Source organism: Methylobacterium litchii (genome assembly GCF_038442315.1).
GTDB classification, from domain to species: Bacteria; Pseudomonadota; Alphaproteobacteria; order Rhizobiales; family Beijerinckiaceae; genus Methylobacterium; species Methylobacterium litchii.
Genome location: NZ_JBBXMY010000012.1, coordinates 103371 through 124748, shown reverse-complemented (window position 1 = coordinate 124748; position 21378 = coordinate 103371). Strand labels below are relative to the sequence as shown.

Here is a 21378-nt window from a genome sequence, read left to right as displayed (position 1 = left end):
TCCCGCACAGGTCTGACACCCATGAAGCTGCCCGAAAAACTCGGCCCCATCCACTTCATCGGCATCGGCGGCATCGGCATGTCCGGCATCGCCGAGGTGATGCACAACCTCGGCTACACGGTTCAGGGCTCGGACGCCTCGGACAACGCCAACGTCCGCCGGCTCGCGGCGAAGGGCATGCGCACCTTCGTCGGGCATGACGCGGCCAACGTCGCCGAGGCCGGGCTCGTCGTCGTCTCGACGGCGATCCGCCGGGACAACCCCGAGCTCGAAGCCGCCCGCGAGGCCCGCCTGCCGGTGGTGCGCCGCGCCGAGATGCTGGCCGAGTTGATGCGGTTCAAGTCCTGCGTCGCGGTGGCGGGCACCCACGGCAAGACGACCACGACCTCCCTGGTGGCGACGCTGCTCGACGCCGGCAACCTCGACCCGACCGTCATCAACGGCGGCATCATCAACGCCTACGGCACCAACGCCCGCATGGGCGCGGGCGACTGGATGGTGGTGGAGGCCGACGAATCGGACGGCACCTTCCTCAAGCTGCCGGCGGATGTCGCCATCGTCACCAACATCGACCCCGAGCACTTGGATCATTTCGGCTCGTTCGACGCGATCAAGGACGCGTTCCGGCGCTTCATCGACAACATCCCGTTCTACGGCTTCGCGGTGATGTGCATCGACCATCCGGTGGTGCAGGACCTCGTCGGCCATATCGAGGACCGGCGGATCATCACCTACGGCGAGAACCCGCAGGCCGACGTGCGTCTGATCGACGTCGACCTGCGCGGCGGCCAGAGCAAGTTCCGGGTGATGATCCGCGACCGCCGCCCCGGCTACCGGATGGAGATGGAGGATCTGGTCCTGCCGATGCCGGGCAAGCACAACGCGCTGAACGCCACGGCGGCCCTCGCCGTGGCGCACGAGCTCGGCGTGAAGCCCGACGCGATCCGCAACGCGCTGGCCGGCTTCGGCGGCGTGAAGCGGCGCTTCACCCGCACGGGCGAGTGGAACGGCGCGGCGATCTTCGACGATTACGGGCACCACCCGGTGGAGATCAAGGCGGTGCTCAAGGCGGCCCGCGCCTCGACGGATCACGGGGTGATCGCGGTGGTGCAGCCGCACCGCTACACGCGGCTGCAATCGCTGTTCGACGATTTCTGCACCTGCTTCAACGATGCCGACACGGTGATCGTCGCCCCGGTCTACGCGGCGGGCGAGGCGCCCATCGAGGGCTTCGACCGCGACAGCCTCGTGGCGGGCCTGCGCTCGCGCGGCCACCGCGACGCCCGCGCGCTGGAGAGGCCGGAGGATCTGGCGGGGATCGTCGCGGACCTCGCCAAGTCCGGGGATTACGTGGTGTGCCTCGGCGCCGGCACGATCACCCAATGGGCCTACGCCCTGCCGGGCGAACTGGCCGCGCGGGGGTGAGGGTGGACGGGGCCTACGGAGCGATGTCCTCGGGATCGACGCCGAGGACCCGCGCCAATGTTTCGGCCATCGCCAAATCGGCGTCCACCGTGCCCGCCTCCAGGGCGGCAAGCGTCTCGGTGGACACGCCGCTGTCGCGGGCCAGGGCTTCGAGGGACAGTGCACGCTTCGCCCGCCAGAAGGCGAGGGGGCTCGGCGCCCGGCGCAGCGTATCGAGTTCGGCCTCGGTGAGGAGTTCGTCCTCGCCGGCTGCGACCCGTGCCCGCGAGGCGTCGATCGCCCGCGTGTCGGCGGCATCCTCCGCGAGGTCGCGCAGGCGATCGAACTCGGCCTCCGGGAGGATCACGATGGCCTCACCCGCCGGCGTCACGGTTCGCACGATGGTCACGGTCACGCTCCTAGCCGTAGATCGACCCGCGAGGGCCGACATCATGGATGATGACGCGTTCCGGCTCGATGGTGAAGACCGCGCGCCAATCGCCGATCCGCAGGCGGTAGCGATGGCCTTCGCCGCGCAGCGCTTTGACGTTGTTGGCAAGGGCATCGGGATCCGCCGCGTAGAGCCGAAGCTTTTCGCGGATCAACCGTTCCGTCTCTTCGGGCATGCGGCGGAACGCGCGTGCGGCGTTCCGGGTGAAGACGATCTCCCGCGCCATGCCTGCAAACTTGGCTCCCCCGTTCGGGAGCAGATGAACCGATTCCCATCATGATATCAAATACCCTTCACGACACGATCCGCGCCGCGGCGCCCGGCCTCCGGGGCCGGCTGGTGGCGGGGGCGAGCCTGGCCGACCTGACGTGGTTCCGCGTCGGGGGGCCGGCGGAGGTGCTGTTCACTCCCGCCGACGAGGAAGACCTCGCCGCCCTGCTCGCCATCCTCGACCCCGCCGTGCCGGTGACGGTGATCGGGCTGGGCTCGAACCTCATCGTGCGCGACGGCGGCATCCCCGGCGTGACCGTGCGCCTCGGCGGTAAGGCCTTCGGCACCGTGACCATCGACGGCAAGACGATCAGCGCCGGAACAGCCGTGCCGGACATGCGCCTCGCAAAAGCCGCCGCCGAGGCCTCCCTCGACGGGCTCGCCTTCTATCGCGGCATCCCCGGCTCGGTGGGCGGGGCGCTCCGCATGAATGCCGGCGCCCATGGGGGCGAGACCACCGACGTGTTCGTGGCGGCGCGGGGCGTCGACCGGCAGGGTAACCTGCGCCGGTTCGACCATGCCCAGATGGGCTTCTCCTATCGCCACTGCGCGGCGCCGGAGGACGTCATCTTCACCCAGGCCCGGTTCCGAGGCCGTCCCGGCGAGCGCGAGGCGATCGAAGCCGAGATGGAGCGCGTCACCGCCGCCCGCGAGGCCGCCCAGCCGATCCGCGAGCGTACCGGCGGCTCGACCTTCGCCAACCCGGAGGGCGGCAAGGCGTGGCAACTCGTCGACGCCGCCGGCTGCCGGGGCCTGACCCGCGGCGGGGCGCAGGTCAGCGAGATGCACTGCAACTTCCTGATCAACCGCGGCGGCGCCACCGCCGCCGACATCGAGGGCCTTGGCGAAGAGGTCCGCCGCCGCGTCCGCGAGACCAGCGGAGTCGCGCTGCGCTGGGAGATCAAGCGGATCGGTGTTGAGGCACCACCCGTAAGTCGGTAAGATGTAAGTCGAACGGTCCAGCGCCATGCCTGCACAGACGTCCCGAACGGCGTATTCCAAGGTCTCGGTGAAGAGCCAGACCGTGCTGCCGACCGAGGTGCGCGAGTGGCTGTCGATCGGCCCCGGCGACCGGCTCCGTTACGTGATCACGTCGGAGGGGGTGACGATCGACAAGGCTCCGGCCGAGGGGGAGGACCCCTTCGTCGCCTTCACCGAATGGGGCGGCCCGATCGATGACGAAGACTATGCCGACCTCTGACCCCGGCAACCTTCCGGCCGGCACGGTGGTCGTCGTGCCGTTCCCGTATTCCGACCGGCTGGCCGAGCGGCGGCGCCCGGCCCTGGTCGTCTCCGGCCCGGCGGTGGCGGCGTCGGGCTTCGTCTGGATCGCGATGATCACCAGCGCGCGGAACACGGCGCTCGCCACGGATATCCGCATCGACGATCTCCCGGCGGCCGGTCTCACTGTTCCGTCGGTCGTCCGGCCCTTGAAGATCGCCTGCATCGAGCCCGCCCGCGTCCTGCGGTCCATCGGTGCCCTGCGGCACGACACGGCGGCAGAGGTCTATGCCCGCCTTCATGGAATGATCGGGACCACAGCCGGCGTCCCGAACCCAACCTCTTCTCCGGAGCCTGCCCCATGACCCGTCACGTCGCCGTCCTGATGGGGGGCTCGTCCTCCGAGCGCGAGGTCTCGCTGAATTCCGGCAAGGCCTGCGCCGACGCCCTCGAAGGGGAGGGGTACCGGGTCACGCGGATCGATGTCGGGCCCGATGTCGCGACCGTGCTCGCCGGGCTCCGGCCGGATGTCGCCTTCAACGCCCTGCACGGGCCGGACGGCGAGGACGGCACGATCCAGGGCCTCCTGGAAATCCTGAAGATTCCCTATTCCCATTCCGGCGTCCTCGCCTCGGCGCTGGCCATGGACAAGGAGCGCGCCAAGGTCGTCATGCGCGCGGCCGGCGTCGACGTGCCCGGCGGCCGAGTCGTTAACCGCATGGAGGCCGCCCGCGAGCACGTCCTGCCTCCGCCTTATGTGATCAAGCCGGTGTCGGAAGGCTCGTCCATGGGGGTGATCATCGTGCGCGACGGGCGCTCGCATCCGCCCCAGATCCTGGCCTCGGACGAATGGCGCTTCGGCGACCAAGTCCTTGCGGAACCTTACATTGCCGGCCGTGAGCTGACCTGCGGGGTGATGGGCGACAAGCCCCTCGGCGTCATCGAAGTGAAGGCCGCCACCGAGTGGTACGATTATGACGCCAAGTACGCGCCAGGGGGTTCGATCCATGTCCTCCCGGCAGAACTTAAACCAAATGTTTACCAGCGCGTCCAAGAGTTGGCGTTAACGGCGCATCAAGCGCTGGGCTGTCGGGGCGTCAGCCGTGCCGACCTTCGCTACGACGACACGCCGGGGGGAACCGGCGCGCTGGTCGTGTTGGAGGTCAACACGCAACCCGGCATGACCCAGACGAGCCTTGTGCCGGATATGGCGGCCCATGCGGGCCTGAGTTTCGGTGAGCTCGTCCGATGGATGGTGGAGGACGCTTCCCTGAATCGCTGACCCCGGGTCCTGCCCGGGCTGCGGGCACCCCTGCGCGGTTCGCGGGAAGCCCGCTCCTGCGATTCGCTTCGCGCTTTCCCTCCCGCGCCCTCTCGGTGCGGCGGGTGCGCGGTGGCCAGTCCATGGCCGACCGGCTGCCCCGGGGCGCGGGCGTCGTCGCCGTCTCCGTGTCCCTCGCCGCCGTGTCGCTGGCCGGCTTCGTCGCCAGCGGCCGCTACGATTCCTTCGTCATCGAGCAGGGACGCCCCCTCGACGTGGCGGCCCGCATCCTCGGCTTCGGGGTGAAGCGGGTGACGATCACCGGCATCTCCCGGATGTACGAGCGCGAGGTCCTGGCCGCCGCCGGGATCGACTGGCGCTCCTCCGTGCCCTTCCTCGACGTGAACGAGGCGCGCGAACGGCTCCTGCGGGTGCCGCTGATCGCTCAGGCCTCGGTCCGCAAGATCTACCCGAACGACATTGCCATCACCCAGGTCGAGCGGGAGCCCGCCGCCCTGTGGCAGAAGGACGGCGTCATCAACGTCATCGCGGCCGACGGCACGGTGATCGACGCCATGCGCGACGACCGCTACGCCAGCCTGCCTTTGGTGGTGGGCGAGAACGCCAACGCGAAGCTGCCGGAATACCTCGCTCTGGTGTCCGCCGCCGGCCCGCTGGCCGACCGGATCAAGGCCGGCACCTACGTGTCCGGCCGCCGCTGGACCCTGAAGCTCGACGGCGTCGACGTGCGCCTGCCCGAGGACGATCCGGCCGGGGCGCTGGCCCGCCTCGTCAGGCTCGAACGCAACGAGCGGCTTCTGGAGAAGGACATCATCGCCGTCGACCTGCGCATGGCCGACCGGGTGGTGGTGCGCCTCACCGAGGAAGCCGCCGCCGCCCGCGCCGAGACGCAGCAGCAGAACAAGAAGAAGCCGGGGGCGCCCACATGAGCCCCCGCCTCGCGCCCGCCTTCTCCCTCCGTCCCGCCTTTCGCGTCCGGTAGCGTTTCATGCACAGCCAACACGGCCTTACGCCGCGTCTGAAGCCGCTCTCGGCCCGCCGTTCGACGATCCTCTCGGTCCTCGACATCGGCACGAGCAAGGTGGTCTGCCTGATCGCGGAGCTTCAGCCCGCCGAGGCGCTCTCGACGCTGCGCGGACGGACCCACCTCGCGCGGATCATCGGCATCGGCCACCAGCGCTCCCTCGGCCTGAAGGGCGGCGCCATCGTCGATCTCGAGGCGGCCGAGGGCTCGATCCGTCAGGCGGTGCACGCCGCCGAGCGGATGGCCAAGGTCGAGGTCCAGTCGGTCATCGTGAACATGTCCGGCGGGCGCCTCGCCTCGCAGCATTTCCAGGCGCGGGTGAACGTGCGCTCCGGCAGCGTCACGGGCTCGGACGTGGAGCGCGTGCTGGAGACGGCGAGCGCCCACGGCGTCAGCCCCGGCCGCGCCGTGCTCCACGCCCTTCCCACCGGCTACGCCCTGGACGGGCAGGGCGCGGTGATCGACCCCTCGGGGATGATCGGCGAGGCCCTGGGCGTCGACCTGCACGTCGTCACCACCGAGCTCGCCGCCGCGCGCAACGTGATGCTGGCCATCGAGCATTGCCATCTCGGCGTCGAGGCGGTGATAGCCACCCCCTACGCCGCCGGCCTCTCGGCCCTCGTGGACGACGAGGCGGAGATGGGCGTCTGCGTGGTGGACATGGGCGGCGGCACGACCAGCGTCGGCGTGTTCTCCGGCGGCCACCTCGTCCATTGCGACGCGGTGGCGGTGGGCGGCCACCACGTCACGATGGACATCGCCCGGGGGCTCTCGACCCGCGTCGCGGCGGCCGAGCGGCTGAAGACCCTCTACGGCTCGGCCATCTCCTCCCCCTCCGACGAGCGCGACATGATCGCGGTCCACGGGGTCGGCGAGGAGGAGGGCGACGCCCCGGCCCACATCCCGCGCTCGCAACTCGTGCGGATCATCAAGCCGCGCGTGGAAGAGGTGGTGGAGCTGGTCCGCGACCGGCTGCGCAACGCGGGCTTCGCCGCCCAGGCCGGGCGCCGGGTGGTGCTTACGGGCGGCGCGAGCCAACTCGTCGGCCTGCCGGAGGTGGCCCGGCGGGTGATGCAGGGGCAGGTCCGCATCGGGCGGCCCCTGGGAATCCGGGGCCTGCCGGAGGCGGCCAAGGGTCCGGCCTTCTCGGCGGCGGTCGGCCTGCTCGTCTACCCGCAGGTCGCCCACGCCGAATACTTCGAGCCACGCGGTCACGGCGCCTTCGCCGCGACCGGCACGGACCACCGATACCTTCCGCGGGTCGTCCGCTGGATCAGGGACAGCTTCTAACGGTCCGCGCCCCGCAAGGGGCGGGGAGCGACACCAGGAAAACCGGCGCCGCAAGGCGCCAAGCGACAGCGAAGTTCAGCAGAGGCTCGACACCATGGCCATCTCCCTCCAGGCGCCGGACATCCGGGAACTCAAGCCCCGCATCACCGTGTTCGGCGTCGGCGGCGCCGGCGGCAACGCGGTCAACAACATGATCGAGTCCGGCCTGCTGGGCTGCGAGTTCGTGGTGGCCAACACCGATGCCCAGGCGCTCACCTCCTCGAAGGCCGAGCGGGTCATCCAGATGGGCCTCAACGTCACCCAGGGTCTCGGCGCCGGCTCGCACCCGGAAGTCGGCTCGGCGGCCGCCGACGAGGTGATCGACGAGATCCGTGACCAGCTCTCGGGCGCCCACATGTGCTTCATCACCGCCGGCATGGGCGGCGGCACCGGCACCGGCGCGGCCCCGGTCATCGCCCGCGCCGCCCGCGACATGGGCATCCTCACCGTCGGCGTCGTGACGAAGCCGTTCCAGTTCGAGGGCGTCCGCCGGATGCGCACGGCCGAGGCCGGCATCCAGGAGCTGCAGGCGGCGGTCGACACCCTGATCGTCATCCCGAACCAGAACCTGTTCCGGGTCGCCAACGAGAAGACCACCTTCGCCGACGCCTTCGCGATGGCGGACCAGGTGCTCTACTCGGGCGTGGCCTGCATCACCGACCTGATGGTCAAGGAAGGCCTCATCAACCTCGACTTCGCCGACGTGCGCGCGATCATGCGCGGCATGGGCAAGGCGATGATGGGCACGGGCGAGGCCTCCGGCGAGAAGCGCGCCAACCGCGCCGCCGAAGCTGCGATCGCCAACCCGCTCCTCGACGACGTGTCGATGAAGGGCGCGCGCGGCCTGCTGATCTCGATCACCGGCGGCTCCGACCTCACCCTCTACGAGCTGGACGAGGCCGCCACCCGCATCCGCGAGGAGGTCGATCAGGACGCCAACATCATCCTGGGCGCCACCTTCGACGAGAGCCTCGACGGCATCATCCGCGTGTCCGTGGTCGCCACCGGCATCGAGCACGCCCTGATCTCCGCGAACTCGCCGAACAACCCGGCCATCGCCGAGACCGAGCAGCGCATCGCGGAGGTGGCCGAGCGCCTGCGCGCCGAGGCCCGTGCCCGCGCCTCCTCGCCGGTGCCGAGCATCCGCACGGACAGCGTCGCCTCCGCCCTGGCCCCGGCCCCCGTCCAGGCGCCCGTTGCCCCGGTCTCCGTCGCCCCGGCGGCGCCGTCCCTGGAGCAGCGCCTCGACCTGCGCCCGGAGCCGGCTCCGCTCACCAACCGTGACGACGTGCTGCTCGCCCCCGCGCCGCCGCGCGCCGCCGCCCCGTTCGTGCCGGCGCCCGTCGCGCCCCAGCCCGAGCCGGCCCCGCAGCACCATGCCGGCCCGTTCGTGCCGCCGCGCCCCGCCGCGCCGGTCTCGAACCCGGCCCTCGCCCGCGCCCCGCGCATGCCGCAGATCCACGAGCTGCCCCCGATCGCCCAGAACCAGCTGATGGCGAGCCGGGCCGCCGAGGACTCGGCGCCGGAATCCAAGCGGACGTCGCTGCTGCGCCGCCTCGCCACCGTCGGCTTCGGCGGACGCCGTGAGGACGAGGTCGCCCCGGCCCAGCGCGCCGCCGCGATGCCGCCGGCTCCCCCGGCCCCGGCCGCCTACCAGCCGCCGATGCCCCCGGCCCCCCGCGCTCCGGTGCCCCCGGCCCCGCAGTACCGTCCGGCCCAGGGCAACCTGGACGGCCAGGGCCGCGCCATGCCGCAGCAGCCCCGGATGATGGACGACGACCAGCTCGAGATCCCGGCGTTCCTCCGCCGCCAGGCGAACTGATCGCCACTCGAACTGGCACAATTCAACCTCACGTTGTGTAATCCTCCGGGATTGCACGACGTGGGGTCTCGTCGTATCTGTGTTCTGCCTGTGCATATGATGCATTGGCGCCACAGATCGGCCACGGATCCGCCGCGCGTTAACCAATTTTTAAGGCATTGAACGCGTTGCGCTTTCTTCGGATGGCGATCCGGTCCAGCTTGTAACAAGCGGTAAGAATCCGTGATTTGGCTGGCTTGCGGAGCGCGGCTATAGCTAATCCGGTAAGAACGAGTGTGCCGCGGGGATACAACCTGTCAGCGGTATAGGGGCATCAAGCAGCGGACGAATCGAGGCGCACGCCACACCCGAACGGGGGTGGCGAAGCGGGATTGCGGCCGAGGGCTCAGGAATGCGAACGAATAATCAGACCACCCTCAAGGCGGCGGCCACGCTCTCCGGCGTCGGCGTCCACTCCGGGAACCCCGCCGCGATCACGATCCGGCCCGCCCCCGCCAACCACGGCATCGCTTTCCTCCGCACCGGCACCCCCCTCGGCAACGACCGCCTCATCAAGGCCCACCACGCCCTCGTTTCCGCCACCGAACTCTGCACCGTCATCGGTGACGTCGAGACCGGGGCCGTCGCCACCATCGAACACCTGATGTCCGCCCTCTTCGGATTGGGCGTCGACAACGCCCTGATCGAGATCGACGGGCCCGAGCTTCCCATCCTCGACGGTTCCGCCAAGCTCTTCGTGGAGGCCATCGACGCCGTCGGCCTCGCTTCCTGCGGCGCCCCCAAGCGTTGGCTGAAGGTCCTGCGCCCGGTGCGCATCGAGGTGGACCGCGCCTTTGCCGAGCTGCGCCCGATCGACCGCGGCTTCCGCCTCGACGTCGAGATCGATTTCGACAACCCGGTGATCGGTCGCTCGCGCAAGGCCATGGACCTGTCGCCGGCGACCTATCGTCGTGAGGTCGCGGAGGCCCGCACCTTCGGCATGATGAAGGACGTGGAGCGCTACTGGAAGGCGGGCTTCGCGCTCGGCGCCTCCCTGGAGAACACCGTCGCGGTGGGCGAGAACGGTGTCGTGAACCCCGAGGGGCTTCGCTTCCCCGACGAGTTCGTCCGTCACAAGATCCTCGACGCGGTGGGCGACCTCGCCCTCGCCGGCCTGCCGATCCAGGGGGCGTACCGCTCCTATTGCGGCGGCCATCGCATGAATGTCGGCGTCCTGTCCGCCCTGTTCTCGGACCGCGCCAACTACGCCATCGTCGAGGCCGCCGGCACCCGCCAGGGCACCCTCGTCGATCTCGGCGCGAGCCTCGGGCTCGCCGCCTTCGCCGCCGACGTCTGAGGCGGGCGGGCCGGGCCGCCCACGGGGGCTGTGTCCGGCGCACCACACTGCGCAACCGATGCGGGCCGCCTCACCATCGCCGCTTTCGCGCCCGAATCGAAGGTCACGGTTTAACCGCCCGTAAATGGCGGGGCCGGTTCCTCGGAGCCGGAGACCACCAGCGGGTTGGCATCCCGGCGGCGAGAACCGCTCCGGGTGGGGGAAAGAGCGCGAGAATGCCTGTCACCATTCGTCATCGCGGCCTCACGGCCCTGGCGGCTCCGCTCGTGGCCGTGCTGGGCCTGGGCCTCGGCGGCTGCGACTTCGATCCCACCGGGATCTTCGCCGAAAAGTACAAGCCCGAGGTCGTGGCGGATGTCCCCGCCGACAAGCTCTACAGCGAGGGCTTGGCGAAGATGGAGGACAGCGACTACGAGGGCGCCGTCAAGAAGTTCGATAGCCTCGACAAGACGTACCAGTATTCCGACTGGTCGCGGAAGGCGCTGTTGATGACGGCCTACGCGAATTACGAAGGCCAGAAGTACGACGACGCGATCAACGCCTCGAAGCTGTACCTGCAGCGTCACCCGTCCAGCAAGGACGCGGCCTACGCGCAGTACCTGATCGCGATGTCGAACTATAAGCAGATCCCGGACGTGACCCGCGACCAGGACCGCTCGGAGAAGGCGCTCGTCGCTCTTCAGGAACTCGTCCAGCGCTACCCGACCTCGGAATACGCCACGGACGCCAAGGCCAAGATCCAGATCACCCGCGACCAGCTCGCCGGCAAGGAGATGGATATCGGCCGCTACTACCTGGAGAAGCGCAACTTCCCGGCGGCGATCAACCGCTTCCGCGACGTGGTCTCCAAGTACCAGACCACCCGCCACGCCGAGGAGGCGCTGGAGCGCCTGACCGAGGCCTACTGGGCGCTGGGCATCCCGCAGGAGGCGCAGAACGCCGCCGCCGTGCTGGGCCACAACTTCCCCGATTCGCCCTGGTACAAGGACGCGCACGCCCTGCTGGCCAGCAACGGCCTGGAGCCGCGCGAGGAGAAGTCCTCCTTCCTCTCGAAGGCGTTCCGCTCGATCACCGGGCGCACCGCGTCGGCCGAGTAAGGCCCCGCACAGGATCGATGGCGAAGGCCCGGAGTCTCGGCTCCGGGCCTTTTGCGTTCCGGGGGCCTCGCGGGACCGGGGCGCTCCTCGCCAAGGCCGACGAGGCGGGCTAATCACCGCGCCGGCATGAGCGAGACCCCCACGAGAACGATCCGCGTCGTCGGCATCGGCACCGGCGATCCCGAACACCTGACCTTGCAGGCGGTGCGGGCGCTGTCCGACGTGGCGGCGGTGTTCGTCCTCGACAAGCGCGCCGAGACCGCCGACCTCGTGGAGGTCCGGCGGCGGGTCTGCGCGGCGCACATCGCCGGGCCCTATCGCCTCGTGACCGTGGACGACCCGCCGCGCGAGCGGAACCCCGCCGACTATGCCGCCACCGTGGAGGCGTGGCACGCCGCCCGCGCCGAGCGGCTGGAAGACGCCTTCCTGGGTCTCGGGGCAGGGGAGGTCGGTACCCTCCTCGTCTGGGGCGATCCCGCCCTCTACGACAGCACCCTGCGCATCCTCGATCGGATCGCGGCACGGGGCCGGATGAGGATCGCCTGCGAGGTGATCCCCGGGATTTCGAGCGTGCAGGTGCTCTGTGCCCGCCACGCCGTGCCCCTGAACGCCATCGGCGGCATGATCGCCATCACCACCGGCCGGCGCCTTGCGGCCGGTTGGCCGGAGGGGGCGGAGAGTGTCGTGGTGATGCTCGACGGCGATCCGGCCTTCGGGCACCTCGACCCGGATTTGACGATCTACTGGGGGGCTTACCTAGGGAGCGGGGACGAGATCCTCGTCGCAGGCCGGCTCGGGGATGTGGGCGATGAGATCCGGCGGCGTCGGGCGGAGGCGCGGGCACGGCACGGCTGGATCATGGACATCTACCTGCTGGCGCGGCATCCGCAGGGCTCCGCCCTGCACCCGCCGAAGGGCTCGCCCTTCGGAAACCCGTGATGCTGCGGTTGCGGGAATATCAGCGGGCGAGCCTCGATGCCCTGGACGCCGCTTGGGCGCGGGGAGGGGAGGCGGGCCAACTCGTGGTCCTGCCCACGGGGGCGGGGAAGTCCCTCGTCATCGCCGCCCTGGCACGGGAGGCGCTGGAGGAGAATCCCCTCACCCGCGTCGCCATCGTCACCCATAGCCGCGAACTCGTCGCGCAGAACCTCGCCGAGTTGCAGCGCCATTGGCCGGAGGCGCCGGCTGGGGTGTTTTCCGCCGGGCTCGGGCGGCGGGAGGCGGGGGCGCAGGTGCTGGTCTGCTCGATCCAGTCCGTCGCGGACAGGCTGGATGCGATCGGCCCCCGCGACCTCGTGGTGGTGGACGAGGCGCACCTGATCCCGCGTTCGGCCGAGACCCGCTATGGCCGCTTCCTTGCGGGGCTTGCCGCCCTCACCCCGGCGATGCGCGTCGTGGGCTTCACCGCCACCCCGTACCGGCTCGATTCCGGGCGCCTCGATGAGGGGCCGGGCCGGCTGTTCTCCGGCATCGCCTACGAGGCCGACACGGGCGATCTCATCCGCCGGGGCTACCTCGCGCCCCTCGTCTCCAAGGCGACCCTGACGCAGCTCGACGTGACCGGCGTCGGCCGGCGCGGGGGTGATTACATCCCCAGCGAGCTGGAAGCCGCCGTCAACCGCGACTGGATCACCCGGGCCGCCGTCTCCGAATTGGCCGAGTACGGGAGCGGGCGCCGCTCCTGGCTCGCCTTCTGCGCGGGCCTCGCCCACGCCGCCGCCGTGCGCGACGCCGTGCGGGAGGAGGGCTATTCCTGCGAGACCGTGGAGGGCGGCACGCCGAAGCGCGAGCGCGACCGGATCGTGGCGCAGTTCCGGGCCGGTAAGATCCGCTGCCTCGCCTCGGTGGGCGTGCTCGGCACCGGCTTCAACGCGCCGGAGGTCGACCTCGTGGCCCTGCTCCGGCCGACCCGCAGCACCGGCCTCTACGTACAGCAGGTCGGGCGGGCGCTGCGCCGGGCGCCGGGCAAGGACGATGCGCTGATCCTCGACTATGCCGGGCTGGTGCGGATGCACGGCCCGGTGGACGCGGTCACGATCCGCACGGCCGAGGCGGTGCGCGGCGGGGCAGGGGGCCTGCGTGCCAAACCCTGCCCCGGCTGCGGCGCCCTGATCGCCCTCAACGCCTCCACCTGCGAGACCTGCTGGACCGAGCCGGAGGCCGAGCGCGAGCCCGGCCACGAGGCCAGCGCCGAGGACGAGTTGGCCATCCTCACGGAGGCCGCCCTCGCCCCGGTGCCCACCTCGGACGGCGCGTGGCATCCGGTGACGGAGTGGAGCCTGGAGCCGGTGCCGGGCGGACTCGACGTGGTCCTGGCCTGGGCGGAGGGCGCTTGGCGGGTCCGCCTTCAACCGGAGGGACGCGGCTACGAGCGCGAGAAGGCGGTCCTGTGGTGGCGCGGCCTCGGCGGCGGCCGCGACGCGCCCCTCGACGCGGCCGGCTTCCTCGACGGCGCCGACACCCTCGACGCGCCGGCCTCCGTGCGGGTGATCGACAAGGCGCTGTCGCGGGAATTGTCCTGCCGCGCCGCCGACGGGCGCATCCTCACCGACACCCACCGCCTCGCCGACCGCGCCGCCTGACGCCACGGGGCAGGGGGACCGAACCGCCCTCACCCGGTGACAGGCTATGGTTAACGGCATTAACCATAGCCCTTCCCAGGGGCCGCCCCCACGCCCTCAAGTTCCATAATATATCTTATGCGAAATCCGGATCCGGGTGTCCGGGCCTATGCCAGCCGAGCCCTGAGCCGGGCCCAGAGGTCCCCTCCGGTGTACGGCTTTGGGGGGGGTGGCAGGTGCGGTTCCGCCCCCTGCTCCGGGATCGGCCCCTGGACGAAGCGTCCGCCCGCCGACCAGAACGCGTCGCGGTCGGTGCCGACCATGGCGAGGCCCACCGGCTCGCGCTCCGCATGGGTGAGGCGGCCCGAGGCCCAGACGGGCTGCCAGCATTCGCGCCGGGCGAGGTCGGCGTCCCGGCCGGCGAGCCGCGCATAGCCGGCGGCGGCGAGGACGCGCTCGCCGCCGAAATCCGCCGGGATCCAGACCCAGCTCGAGAACACGTAGATCCCGTTTGGGTCGAAGGCGGACGGGTCCACCATCCGGGTGAAGCCGTTGAAGCCCGCCTCCGGCCGGCGTCCGGCATGGCGCCGCAGGCCACCGGGCAGGGGCATCGCCTCCGGAAAGGCGCCCGCCCCGAGATCCGTGGGGTCCCTGCCCCGTACCAGCGCCCAGGCCCCGTCCACGAGGTGCATCCAGGGCTCCAGATCCACCTCCCAGGCCTGCTCCGTCGGGGCGAAGCGGCGCACCCTCCCCGCGATCAGGCGCTCCCCGATCCGCCGCACCGGCTCCGGCCGCCATCCCGGCCCGGCCTGCGTGACCTTCAGGAGCGTCGAGGGTCCATGCGCCCAGACGGCCTCGGCGAGGCGCGCGAAATCCGCCTCCGGCTCGTAGTCGCCGACCTTGCGCACGAGGATGAGCGCGCCCTCAGCCAACTCGTCGAGCATCTTGCGCTTGAGATGGGCGAGGCGGCCATATTCCCGGGCGAGAAGCGCCTCCGGCTCCGCGGAGCCCGGCGCCTGCCCGGTATTGGCCCAGATGTTGTAGGCCCGGCTGTGGCAGTAATAGGCGCCGCCCTGGCTCACCGAGAGGTGCAGGTCGCCGGGCGCACCGAGATCCGCGAAGCCGCAGCGCAGGCCCCGGATCAGGTCCTCCATCGGCGTGTAGGCGAAGCGCAGCAGGCCGGAGGGCTCGACGCCCCCGTAGCGCTGCACGAAGCCGAACTCGCAATTGTCACCCAGGCTGCGGAAGCCGTGGAGCCGCTCCGCAAGGGAGACGGCCGCCGCATGGTCCATCCCGGTCACCCGTTCCGCGTGTGTCACGGCGTGCATCGGGTGTCCGGGTTGTCTTGTCCAGTGCAGCGCTACCGCACCGAGAGTTTCACATCCGATTCGTAGCCGGTGCCGTCGGCGTTGATGACGAGGATGCGGAAGGTGTCCGCGCCCTCGTAGCCCTCCTCCCCCTCGTAGATCATCCGCTTGCCCGGCACCTTGCGGGTGTTGCACTCGGCGAGCGGCGAGGTGGCGACGAATTGCGGGAAGGATTGCACCGTCTCAATGGTCACACGCCCGTGGCGCGGCGGCGTCAGCAGGCGGATCACCACCGGCCCCTGCGCGGTGCAATCGGGGAAGAGCGAGGCGTAGAAGGCGATGGTCCGCGCCTCCCCCCGGGGGACGATCCGTTCGAGGTTGTAGGTGCTCGGCGCGGGGGCGGGGGGCGGCGGGGCGACGGCCGGGTCTGCGCCGAGGGACGTGGCGAGGGCGGCGGCGAGCCGGATCATCATTTGGGGAGCCTCTTCGGTCGGGGAGGGCTTCCCGATACCGTCCGCATTCCGGCGCCGCCAGATTATCCGCCCCCGAGCCCCCCTCCCCGGCCCGAAAAATTCGCCGGGATCGACATTTCGGCGGGAAACGTGAAGAGCAATGCAATCAGAGGTTTAGAGACCGATCCTCGCGCGGCCTGCGAGCGGTGGCCTCGCGCGAATCAGCCGAGACCCCGCTCCAGCGGCACGACGAGGCGGAAGGTCGTGCCCTGTCCGGTCGGGGGGAGGGTCAGCGTGCCGCCGAGCTGCCGGGCGAGGCTGCCGACGACGCGCATCCCGAGGCTCTTCGAGGCCCGACCGATCTCGAACCCGGCCGGCAGGCCGACGCCGTCGTCGGCCACTTCGACGGTGAGCGTCCCGGCCTCGTGCTCGGCGCGCACGCGGATCTCGCCGCCCGTGGGGAAGCGGTCGATGGGGTAGGCGTATTTCAGGGCATTGGTAACGAGCTCGTTCACCCAGAGGCCGATGGGGATGGCGAGGTCGGCCGAGAGCTTCTGCGGCGCGGTCGTGCAGGTCAGGCGGTGCGCCGGGGCGCCGCTCGCGAGGTTCAGGATTAGCTTGTCGAGGAAGGTGGCGAGGTCGATCTCGCCCGGCACCGCCTCCCCTGCCCCATCCCTGTCCTCGACATCGCCCTGGCGCCACAACTGGTCGTGGACGGTGGCGATGGCCTCCACGCGGCTGCGGGCGTCCTGCAGGGCGGCCGACACGGCGGGCTCGCCCTCGGCGGAGCGCGCCTGAAGGGTCAGCAGGCTCGCGACGATGGCGAGGCTGTTCTTCACCCGGTGGCTCATCTCGCGGGCGAGAAGGTCCTGCCGGGCGAGGGAGGCGCGCAGCAGCTCCTCCGTGCGGTGGCGCTCGATGGCGCTGCCGAGGAGGTTGGCGAAGCCCTGCATGAAGGCGATGTCCGCCTCCTCGAACATGCCGTCGCGGCTGTCGTCCACTTCGAGCACGCCGAAGGCCCCGTCGCGGTTCTCGATCAGCACGTTGATCGCCCGGCGGATGCCGTGGTCGGCCATGAGCTGGGGCGTGCGGAAGCGCGTCTCGTCGGCGAGGTGGTTCGAGATGACCGGCCGTCCGGTCTTCAGGGCGAAGCCGGCGGGCGAGGCGAGGTCGGCGCCGATCGTGGCGTGGCCGATCACGTCGGGCTTCCAGCCGACGCCCGCCCGCACGAGGAGCGTGTCCTCCCGCCGGAGGTATTCCAGCGCCTTGCAATACTCCGCGCCCATGCCCTGCGCGCACAATTCGGTGGCCCGCTGCAGCAGGAGGTCGAAATCCTTGCCGCGCAGGGCCTCCACGCCGAACTCGGACAGGATCACCTGCTGGCGCAGGCGGGCCTCGACCTCGGCCGGAGTCGCGGGCGCGGGGGCGGCCTCCGGCGTCGTTTCGATGCGCGGCTCGTGGGGGCGGGCGGACATGGCGGCGTGAGGGTACCAGCAGGGTGGGGCGGGAGCGATATCGCGGAATGGTGGCGAACTCACGCTCCGCGCGGCGTTTCGTCCTGCCCGGGACCCCTGGCGCGGGAGCGGCGTTCAGCCGGTTCGATCACTCGACCCAGGATCCAGACGACGATGGCCGATGTAAAGGGCTTGTCCGATAACGCACTCTCGATCCTGGCCTTCGCGGCCTACCACCGGCTGGTGAGCGGCGAGCGCGTGACCTCCGTTATCCGCAAGGACGGCGCCGGCCACGAGGCCGACCCGAAGGGCGTCGAGGAACTGACCGAGCGCGGCCTCGCCACGGCGGGCGAGACGGAGATCGAACTCGGCACCGAGGCACAGGAGGCCGTCGAGACGCTGGTCACGGCGCTGCGCGGGACGGTCGGGCGCTGAGCGCCGGGGGCCCATGCCCCCGCCCCCTCCGGTGATCTAACGCACATTTCTCAAACGACCGGGCTCGCCGGTTCGGCTGGCATGTCTACTTGTAACCGTTCCAGCCTGCAGGCCAGCGGATCCGCATCATGACGATACCCATCAGGCTTACCCTGAACGGGAAGCCGCATGCCATCGACCTCGACGATCCCCGCATCACCCTCCTCGACCTCCTGCGCGAGCGCCTTGGCCTGACTGGTGCCAAGAAGGGCTGCGACCGGGGCCAGTGTGGCGCCTGCACCGTCCTCGTGGACGGCAAGCGGATCAATTCCTGCCTGCAGCTCGCCGTGAGCCTCGACGGCGCCGAGGTGCTGACCATCGAGGGCCTGTCCGAGGGCGACGCCCTCCATCCGGTCCAGGCCGCCTTCATCGCCCATGACGGGTTCCAGTGCGGCTTCTGCACGCCGGGCCAGATCATGAGCGCCGTCGGCCTCATCCGCGAGGGTAAGGCCGGGACCGACCCCGAGCGCATCCGCGAGGGCATGAGCGGCAACCTCTGCCGCTGCGGCGCCTATGCCGGCATCCTCGAAGCCGTGAAGGACGCCAGCGGCCGCATGGAGCAACGGGAGGACGCCGCGTGATTCTGTTTGATTACACTCGCGCCGCGACCGTCGCCGACGCCCTCGCCGCCGGCCGCCAGCCCGGCGCCGCCTTCCTCGCCGCCGGCACCAACCTCGTCGACCTGATGAAGGGCGGCGTCACCAACCCCGAGCGGGTCATCGACATCACCCGCCTCCCCGGCCTGTCGGGGATCGAGGCCAAGCCGGACGGCTCGCTGCGCATCGGTGCGCTGGCCCGCAACAGCGACGTCGCCGACGACCCGCATGTGGCCAAGACCTACCCGGTGGTGGCCGAAGCCCTGCTGGCCGGCGCCTCGGCGCAGTTGCGCAACGCCGCCACCGTGGGCGGCAACCTGATGCAGCGGACTCGCTGCCAGTACTTCACCGACGCAGTCTCCCCCTGCAACAAGCGCCAGCCGGGCTCCGGCTGCGCGGCGCTCGGCCATGCGACCCGCATCCACGCCGTCCAGGGGTGGAGCGAGCAGTGCATCGCCACCCACCCGTCCGACTTCTGCGTGCCGCTGGCGGCGCTGGACGCCTCCGTCGAGATCGAGGGGCAGGGGGGCACGCGCAGCGTCAAGCTCACCGAGTTCCACCTGCTTCCGGGCGACCACCCGGAGCGGGAGACGGTGCTGGAGCCGGGCGAGCTGATCACCGCCCTCACCCTCCCCGCCGAGGCGGCCAAGTTCGCGGGCAACGCCCGCTATCTCAAGGTCCGCGACCGCACCTCCTACGCCTTCGCGGTGGTGTCGGCGGCCGCCGCCATGATCCTCGACGGCGGCAAGATCGGGCAGGCCCGCCTCGCCTTCGGCGGGCTCGCCCTGAAGCCCTGGCGGGTCACGGAGGCGGAAGCCTCGCTCGCCGGCAAGGCGCCCTCCCCCGAGGCTTACGCCGAGGCCGCACGGATCGCGCTCGACGGCGCCAAGCCGACCGGCGAAGCCAATGCCTTCAAGATCGAACTCGCCCGCCGGGTGGCGGTGCGGGCCCTCACCCTGGCAGCCGCCGGAACGCCCGCGCGTCTCCCGGCTCTCCCCGCCTCCCCCTTCGGCATCGTCTGAGGATCGCATCATGACCTCGACCATCGAACCGGTCCGCCACGGATCGAGCATCGGCCAGCCCCTCACCCGCCGGGACGGCCCCCTGAAGGTGAAGGGCCAAGCGCGCTTCGCCGCCGACAACCTGCCGCCGGGCACCCTGCACGCGGCGCTCTGCGTGTCGAAGATCGCCCGCGGCCGGGTGAAGAGCCTCGACGTCGCGGCGGCCGAGGCCCATCCCGGCGTCGTCAAGGTGATGACGCCGGAGAACGCGCCCAAGCTCTCCAAGGACCCGGACCTGAAGGACGTGCCCTTCACGTTCCGGATCGACGTGCTGCAGAACGACAAGGTCCGCTACGCCAACCAGCCCATCGCCGTGGTGATCGCGGAGAGCCTGGAGGCGGCGACCGAGGGCGCGCGGCTGCTCGCCCCGACCTACGAGGAGGAGACCCCGCGCATCGGCCTCGATGCCGGCAAGGTCTTCACCCCGGATTCGGTCGGCGTCGGCGCCCCGCCGGAGCAGGTCGATGGCGACGTCGAGGCGGGTCTCGCCTCGGCGGCCAAGACCTTCACCGGCACCTATGAGACGCCCGCCCAGTACCACAACGCCATGGAGCCGCACGCGGCGGTGGCGAGCTGGGACGGCGACAAGCTCCACCTGTTCATGCCGACGCAGGGCCTCGCCATCGCGCAGGGGCGGCTTGCGGGGCTCTTCGGCATCAAGCCCACCGACATCCACATCGACAGCCCCTATCTCGGCGGCGGCTTTGGCTCGAAGGGTGTCCCGGCCGGGCCGCAGGTGCTCGCCTGCATGGCGGCGCGGCTCACCGGCAAACCGGTGAAGCTCGTGCCGACCCGCTCGCAGATGTACGGGCCGATGGGCCATCGCGGCCCGACCCGGCAGACCCTGCGCCTTGGTGCAGACGAGGCCGGCAAGCTCACGGCGCTGGACCACCACGTCCTCACCGCCTCGTCGAGCTTCGACGACTTCTTCGAGCCGGCGGGCCGGGTGACGACCACCCTCTACGCCAGCAAGTCCACCGCCATCCGTCACGAGGCGGTGCGGCTCGACACCGGCACGCCGCTGTTCATGCGCGGCCCCGGCGAGGCGTCCGGCAGCGTCGCCATCGAGAGCGCGCTCGATGAACTGGCCTTCGACCTCAACATGGACCCGCTGGAGTTCCGGCTGGCCAACTACGCCGAGGTCGAGCCGTTCTCCGGCAAGCCGTTCTCCTCGAAGGCCCTGCGGGAATGCTACGCCCAGGGCGCGAAGGCCTTCGGCTGGGCCGGGCGCCCGCTGAAGCCCCGCCAGACCCGCGACAAGGACGGGTTCCTCGTCGGCACGGGTGTCGGCACCGCGACCTTCCCCGCGCTGATCTTCGAAGGCATGGCGCGGGCCGAGATCCGGGCGGACGGCTCCGGCACGGTGGAGATCGGCGCCCTCGACATGGGCCAGGGCGCCTGGACGGCGCTGGCGCAGATCGCCGCCGACGGTCTCGGCCTCGGCATGGAGGAACTGACCTTCAACATGGGCTCCTCCGACCTGCCGAATACCGGCATCGCGGGCGGCTCGGGCCACACCGCCACCGCCGGCAACGCGATCCACGCGGCGGCGCAGGACGTGATCGGCCAGCTCACCGAGTTGGCGGTGAACGACCAAGCCTCGCCGCTGTTCGGCGCGGGCAATGCGGGCGTGACCGCCGCAGGCGGGCGCCTGACCCGCCGGGACGACCCGAGCCGGAGCGAAACCTTCTCCGCGATCCTCAACCGGGCCGGCCGGGCGAAGATCGAGGGCAAGGGCAAGGCCGGGGCGGATGCCGCCGCGCAGAAATCCTACGCGATGCACGCCCACGGGGCGGTCTTCGCGGAGGTGAAGGTCGATCCCGATCTCGGGCAGGTACGGGTGAGCCGCCTCGTCGGCGCCTTCGCCGCCGGGCGGATCATCAACCCGCACCTCGTGCGCAGCCAGTATTACGGCGGGATGATCTGGGGCCTGTCCTTCGCCCTGCACGAGAAGGCGGAGATGGACCCGCGCACCGGCCGGTTCCTCAACGACAACCTCGCCGAGTACCATGTGCCGGTGAACGCCGACATTCCAGCGATGGAGGCGATCCTCATCCCCGAGGAGGATTCGGTGGTGAACACGCTGGGCGTGAAGGGTGTCGGCGAGATCGGCATCACCGGCACAGCGGGCGCCATCGCCAACGCGGTGTGGCACGCCACCGGCATCCGGGTTCGGGACATCCCGATCACCCTCGACAAGCTGTTGGGGTGAGCTTTACTCCTCGGCCCGCCCCCAC

The 21378-nt window shown here is 70.8% G+C and carries 21 protein-coding genes; 16 read left to right on the top strand and 5 right to left on the bottom strand.

Annotated elements, in window-relative coordinates; all coding sequences use genetic code 11:
- The first annotated feature begins 21 nt into the window (after positions 1-21).
- The gene (gene murC, locus AAHF99_RS20150) at positions 22-1425 is read left to right on the top strand and encodes a UDP-N-acetylmuramate--L-alanine ligase (protein ID WP_342166253.1); all 1404 of its coding nucleotides are present in this window, start codon (positions 22-24) and stop codon (positions 1423-1425) included.
- A 13-nt stretch (positions 1426-1438) separates the two neighbouring features.
- On the opposite strand, the gene AAHF99_RS20145 is transcribed toward murC, so the two are convergent.
- Together AAHF99_RS20145 and AAHF99_RS20140 are read right to left on the bottom strand one after the other, a co-directional pair.
- Positions 1439-1813, bottom strand: a complete 375-nt coding sequence (locus tag AAHF99_RS20145) for a helix-turn-helix transcriptional regulator (RefSeq protein ID WP_342166252.1) — start codon at positions 1811-1813, stop codon at positions 1439-1441.
- Between the two features lie 10 nt (positions 1814-1823).
- On the bottom strand, positions 1824-2081 hold the full coding sequence (locus tag AAHF99_RS20140) for a type II toxin-antitoxin system RelE family toxin (RefSeq protein ID WP_342166251.1): 258 nt from the start codon (positions 2079-2081) through the stop codon (positions 1824-1826).
- A 50-nt stretch (positions 2082-2131) separates the two neighbouring features.
- On the opposite strand from AAHF99_RS20140, the gene murB reads away from it, so the two are divergent.
- From murB to AAHF99_RS20085, 11 genes are all read left to right on the top strand, one after another.
- Positions 2132-3067 carry a UDP-N-acetylmuramate dehydrogenase gene (murB, locus tag AAHF99_RS20135; protein ID WP_342166249.1) on the top strand — a complete coding sequence of 312 codons (936 nt, stop codon included), beginning with the start codon at positions 2132-2134 and terminating at the stop codon, positions 3065-3067.
- Positions 3068-3092: 25 nt separating this feature from the next.
- The gene (locus tag AAHF99_RS20130; RefSeq protein ID WP_342166248.1) at positions 3093-3326 is read left to right on the top strand and encodes an AbrB/MazE/SpoVT family DNA-binding domain-containing protein; all 234 of its coding nucleotides are present in this window, start codon (positions 3093-3095) and stop codon (positions 3324-3326) included.
- Positions 3313-3711: a type II toxin-antitoxin system PemK/MazF family toxin gene (locus AAHF99_RS20125; RefSeq protein WP_342166247.1), complete on the top strand. Its 399-nt coding sequence runs from the start codon at positions 3313-3315 to the stop codon at positions 3709-3711. The genes AAHF99_RS20130 and AAHF99_RS20125 overlap by 14 nt, the downstream gene beginning before the upstream one ends.
- Entirely contained in the window at positions 3708-4628 is a 921-nt protein-coding gene (locus AAHF99_RS20120; RefSeq protein ID WP_342166246.1) for a D-alanine--D-alanine ligase, read from the top strand. Before AAHF99_RS20125 ends, AAHF99_RS20120 begins: the two co-directional genes overlap by 4 nt.
- Positions 4595-5557 carry a cell division protein FtsQ/DivIB gene (locus AAHF99_RS20115; RefSeq protein ID WP_342166245.1) on the top strand — a complete coding sequence of 321 codons (963 nt, stop codon included), beginning with the start codon at positions 4595-4597 and terminating at the stop codon, positions 5555-5557. The genes AAHF99_RS20120 and AAHF99_RS20115 overlap by 34 nt, the downstream gene beginning before the upstream one ends.
- A gap of 59 nt (positions 5558-5616) precedes the next feature.
- Positions 5617-6942 carry a cell division protein FtsA gene (gene ftsA, locus AAHF99_RS20110; RefSeq protein WP_243956769.1) on the top strand — a complete coding sequence of 442 codons (1326 nt, stop codon included), beginning with the start codon at positions 5617-5619 and terminating at the stop codon, positions 6940-6942.
- 94 nt (positions 6943-7036) lie between these two features.
- A complete protein-coding gene (gene ftsZ, locus AAHF99_RS20105; RefSeq protein ID WP_342166244.1) occupies positions 7037-8803 on the top strand; it encodes a cell division protein FtsZ in 1767 nt (588 codons plus the stop codon).
- A 391-nt stretch (positions 8804-9194) separates the two neighbouring features.
- Complete coding sequence (gene lpxC, locus AAHF99_RS20100) at positions 9195-10139, top strand: UDP-3-O-acyl-N-acetylglucosamine deacetylase (protein ID WP_243956773.1); 945 nt, start codon at positions 9195-9197, stop codon at positions 10137-10139.
- A 215-nt stretch (positions 10140-10354) separates the two neighbouring features.
- Positions 10355-11236, top strand: a complete 882-nt coding sequence (locus AAHF99_RS20095) for an outer membrane protein assembly factor BamD (protein WP_243956775.1) — start codon at positions 10355-10357, stop codon at positions 11234-11236.
- Between the two features lie 126 nt (positions 11237-11362).
- Positions 11363-12175 carry a precorrin-6A synthase (deacetylating) gene (cobF, locus tag AAHF99_RS20090; protein ID WP_342166243.1) on the top strand — a complete coding sequence of 271 codons (813 nt, stop codon included), beginning with the start codon at positions 11363-11365 and terminating at the stop codon, positions 12173-12175.
- A complete protein-coding gene (locus AAHF99_RS20085; RefSeq protein ID WP_342166242.1) occupies positions 12175-13818 on the top strand; it encodes a DEAD/DEAH box helicase in 1644 nt (547 codons plus the stop codon). The genes cobF and AAHF99_RS20085 overlap by 1 nt, the downstream gene beginning before the upstream one ends.
- A gap of 146 nt (positions 13819-13964) precedes the next feature.
- On the opposite strand, the gene AAHF99_RS20080 is transcribed toward AAHF99_RS20085, so the two are convergent.
- The 3 genes from AAHF99_RS20080 to AAHF99_RS20070 all read right to left on the bottom strand — a co-directional run bounded on the left by AAHF99_RS20080 (position 13965) and on the right by AAHF99_RS20070 (position 17031).
- The gene (locus tag AAHF99_RS20080) at positions 13965-15125 is read right to left on the bottom strand and encodes a hypothetical protein (RefSeq protein ID WP_342166241.1); all 1161 of its coding nucleotides are present in this window, start codon (positions 15123-15125) and stop codon (positions 13965-13967) included.
- 32 nt (positions 15126-15157) lie between these two features.
- Positions 15158-15577, bottom strand: coding sequence for a hypothetical protein (locus tag AAHF99_RS20075; RefSeq protein WP_342166240.1), 420 nt, complete (start codon positions 15575-15577; stop codon positions 15158-15160).
- Positions 15578-15777: 200 nt separating this feature from the next.
- Positions 15778-17031, bottom strand: coding sequence for a sensor histidine kinase (locus tag AAHF99_RS20070; RefSeq protein ID WP_342166239.1), 1254 nt, complete (start codon positions 17029-17031; stop codon positions 15778-15780).
- A 171-nt stretch (positions 17032-17202) separates the two neighbouring features.
- On the opposite strand from AAHF99_RS20070, the gene AAHF99_RS20065 reads away from it, so the two are divergent.
- From AAHF99_RS20065 to AAHF99_RS20050, 4 genes are all read left to right on the top strand, one after another.
- On the top strand, positions 17203-17445 hold the full coding sequence (locus AAHF99_RS20065; protein WP_342166238.1) for a hypothetical protein: 243 nt from the start codon (positions 17203-17205) through the stop codon (positions 17443-17445).
- Positions 17446-17573: 128 nt separating this feature from the next.
- Entirely contained in the window at positions 17574-18065 is a 492-nt protein-coding gene (locus tag AAHF99_RS20060) for a (2Fe-2S)-binding protein (RefSeq protein ID WP_243956785.1), read from the top strand.
- Positions 18062-19102, top strand: a complete 1041-nt coding sequence (locus tag AAHF99_RS20055) for an FAD binding domain-containing protein (protein ID WP_342166237.1) — start codon at positions 18062-18064, stop codon at positions 19100-19102. The genes AAHF99_RS20060 and AAHF99_RS20055 overlap by 4 nt, the downstream gene beginning before the upstream one ends.
- Positions 19103-19112: 10 nt before the next feature.
- A complete protein-coding gene (locus AAHF99_RS20050; RefSeq protein WP_342166236.1) occupies positions 19113-21353 on the top strand; it encodes a xanthine dehydrogenase family protein molybdopterin-binding subunit in 2241 nt (746 codons plus the stop codon).
- Positions 21354-21378 lie beyond the last annotated feature (25 nt).

Coding starts and splice junctions, on each gene's coding strand:
- murC (WP_342166253.1), top strand. CDS start 22: ATGAAGCTGCCCGAAAAACTCGGCCCCATCCACTTCATCGGCATCGGC.
- AAHF99_RS20140 (WP_342166251.1), bottom strand. CDS start 2,081: ATGGCGCGGGAGATCGTCTTCACCCGGAACGCCGCACGCGCGTTCCGC.
- murB (WP_342166249.1), top strand. CDS start 2,132: ATGATATCAAATACCCTTCACGACACGATCCGCGCCGCGGCGCCCGGC.
- AAHF99_RS20130 (WP_342166248.1), top strand. CDS start 3,093: ATGCCTGCACAGACGTCCCGAACGGCGTATTCCAAGGTCTCGGTGAAG.
- AAHF99_RS20125 (WP_342166247.1), top strand. CDS start 3,313: ATGCCGACCTCTGACCCCGGCAACCTTCCGGCCGGCACGGTGGTCGTC.
- AAHF99_RS20120 (WP_342166246.1), top strand. CDS start 3,708: ATGACCCGTCACGTCGCCGTCCTGATGGGGGGCTCGTCCTCCGAGCGC.
- AAHF99_RS20115 (WP_342166245.1), top strand. CDS start 4,595: ATGGATGGTGGAGGACGCTTCCCTGAATCGCTGACCCCGGGTCCTGCC.
- ftsA (WP_243956769.1), top strand. CDS start 5,617: ATGCACAGCCAACACGGCCTTACGCCGCGTCTGAAGCCGCTCTCGGCC.
- ftsZ (WP_342166244.1), top strand. CDS start 7,037: ATGGCCATCTCCCTCCAGGCGCCGGACATCCGGGAACTCAAGCCCCGC.
- lpxC (WP_243956773.1), top strand. CDS start 9,195: ATGCGAACGAATAATCAGACCACCCTCAAGGCGGCGGCCACGCTCTCC.
- AAHF99_RS20095 (WP_243956775.1), top strand. CDS start 10,355: ATGCCTGTCACCATTCGTCATCGCGGCCTCACGGCCCTGGCGGCTCCG.
- cobF (WP_342166243.1), top strand. CDS start 11,363: ATGAGCGAGACCCCCACGAGAACGATCCGCGTCGTCGGCATCGGCACC.
- AAHF99_RS20085 (WP_342166242.1), top strand. CDS start 12,175: ATGCTGCGGTTGCGGGAATATCAGCGGGCGAGCCTCGATGCCCTGGAC.
- AAHF99_RS20080 (WP_342166241.1), bottom strand. CDS start 15,125: ATGCACGCCGTGACACACGCGGAACGGGTGACCGGGATGGACCATGCG.
- AAHF99_RS20075 (WP_342166240.1), bottom strand. CDS start 15,577: ATGATGATCCGGCTCGCCGCCGCCCTCGCCACGTCCCTCGGCGCAGAC.
- AAHF99_RS20070 (WP_342166239.1), bottom strand. CDS start 17,031: ATGTCCGCCCGCCCCCACGAGCCGCGCATCGAAACGACGCCGGAGGCC.
- AAHF99_RS20060 (WP_243956785.1), top strand. CDS start 17,574: ATGACGATACCCATCAGGCTTACCCTGAACGGGAAGCCGCATGCCATC.
- AAHF99_RS20050 (WP_342166236.1), top strand. CDS start 19,113: ATGACCTCGACCATCGAACCGGTCCGCCACGGATCGAGCATCGGCCAG.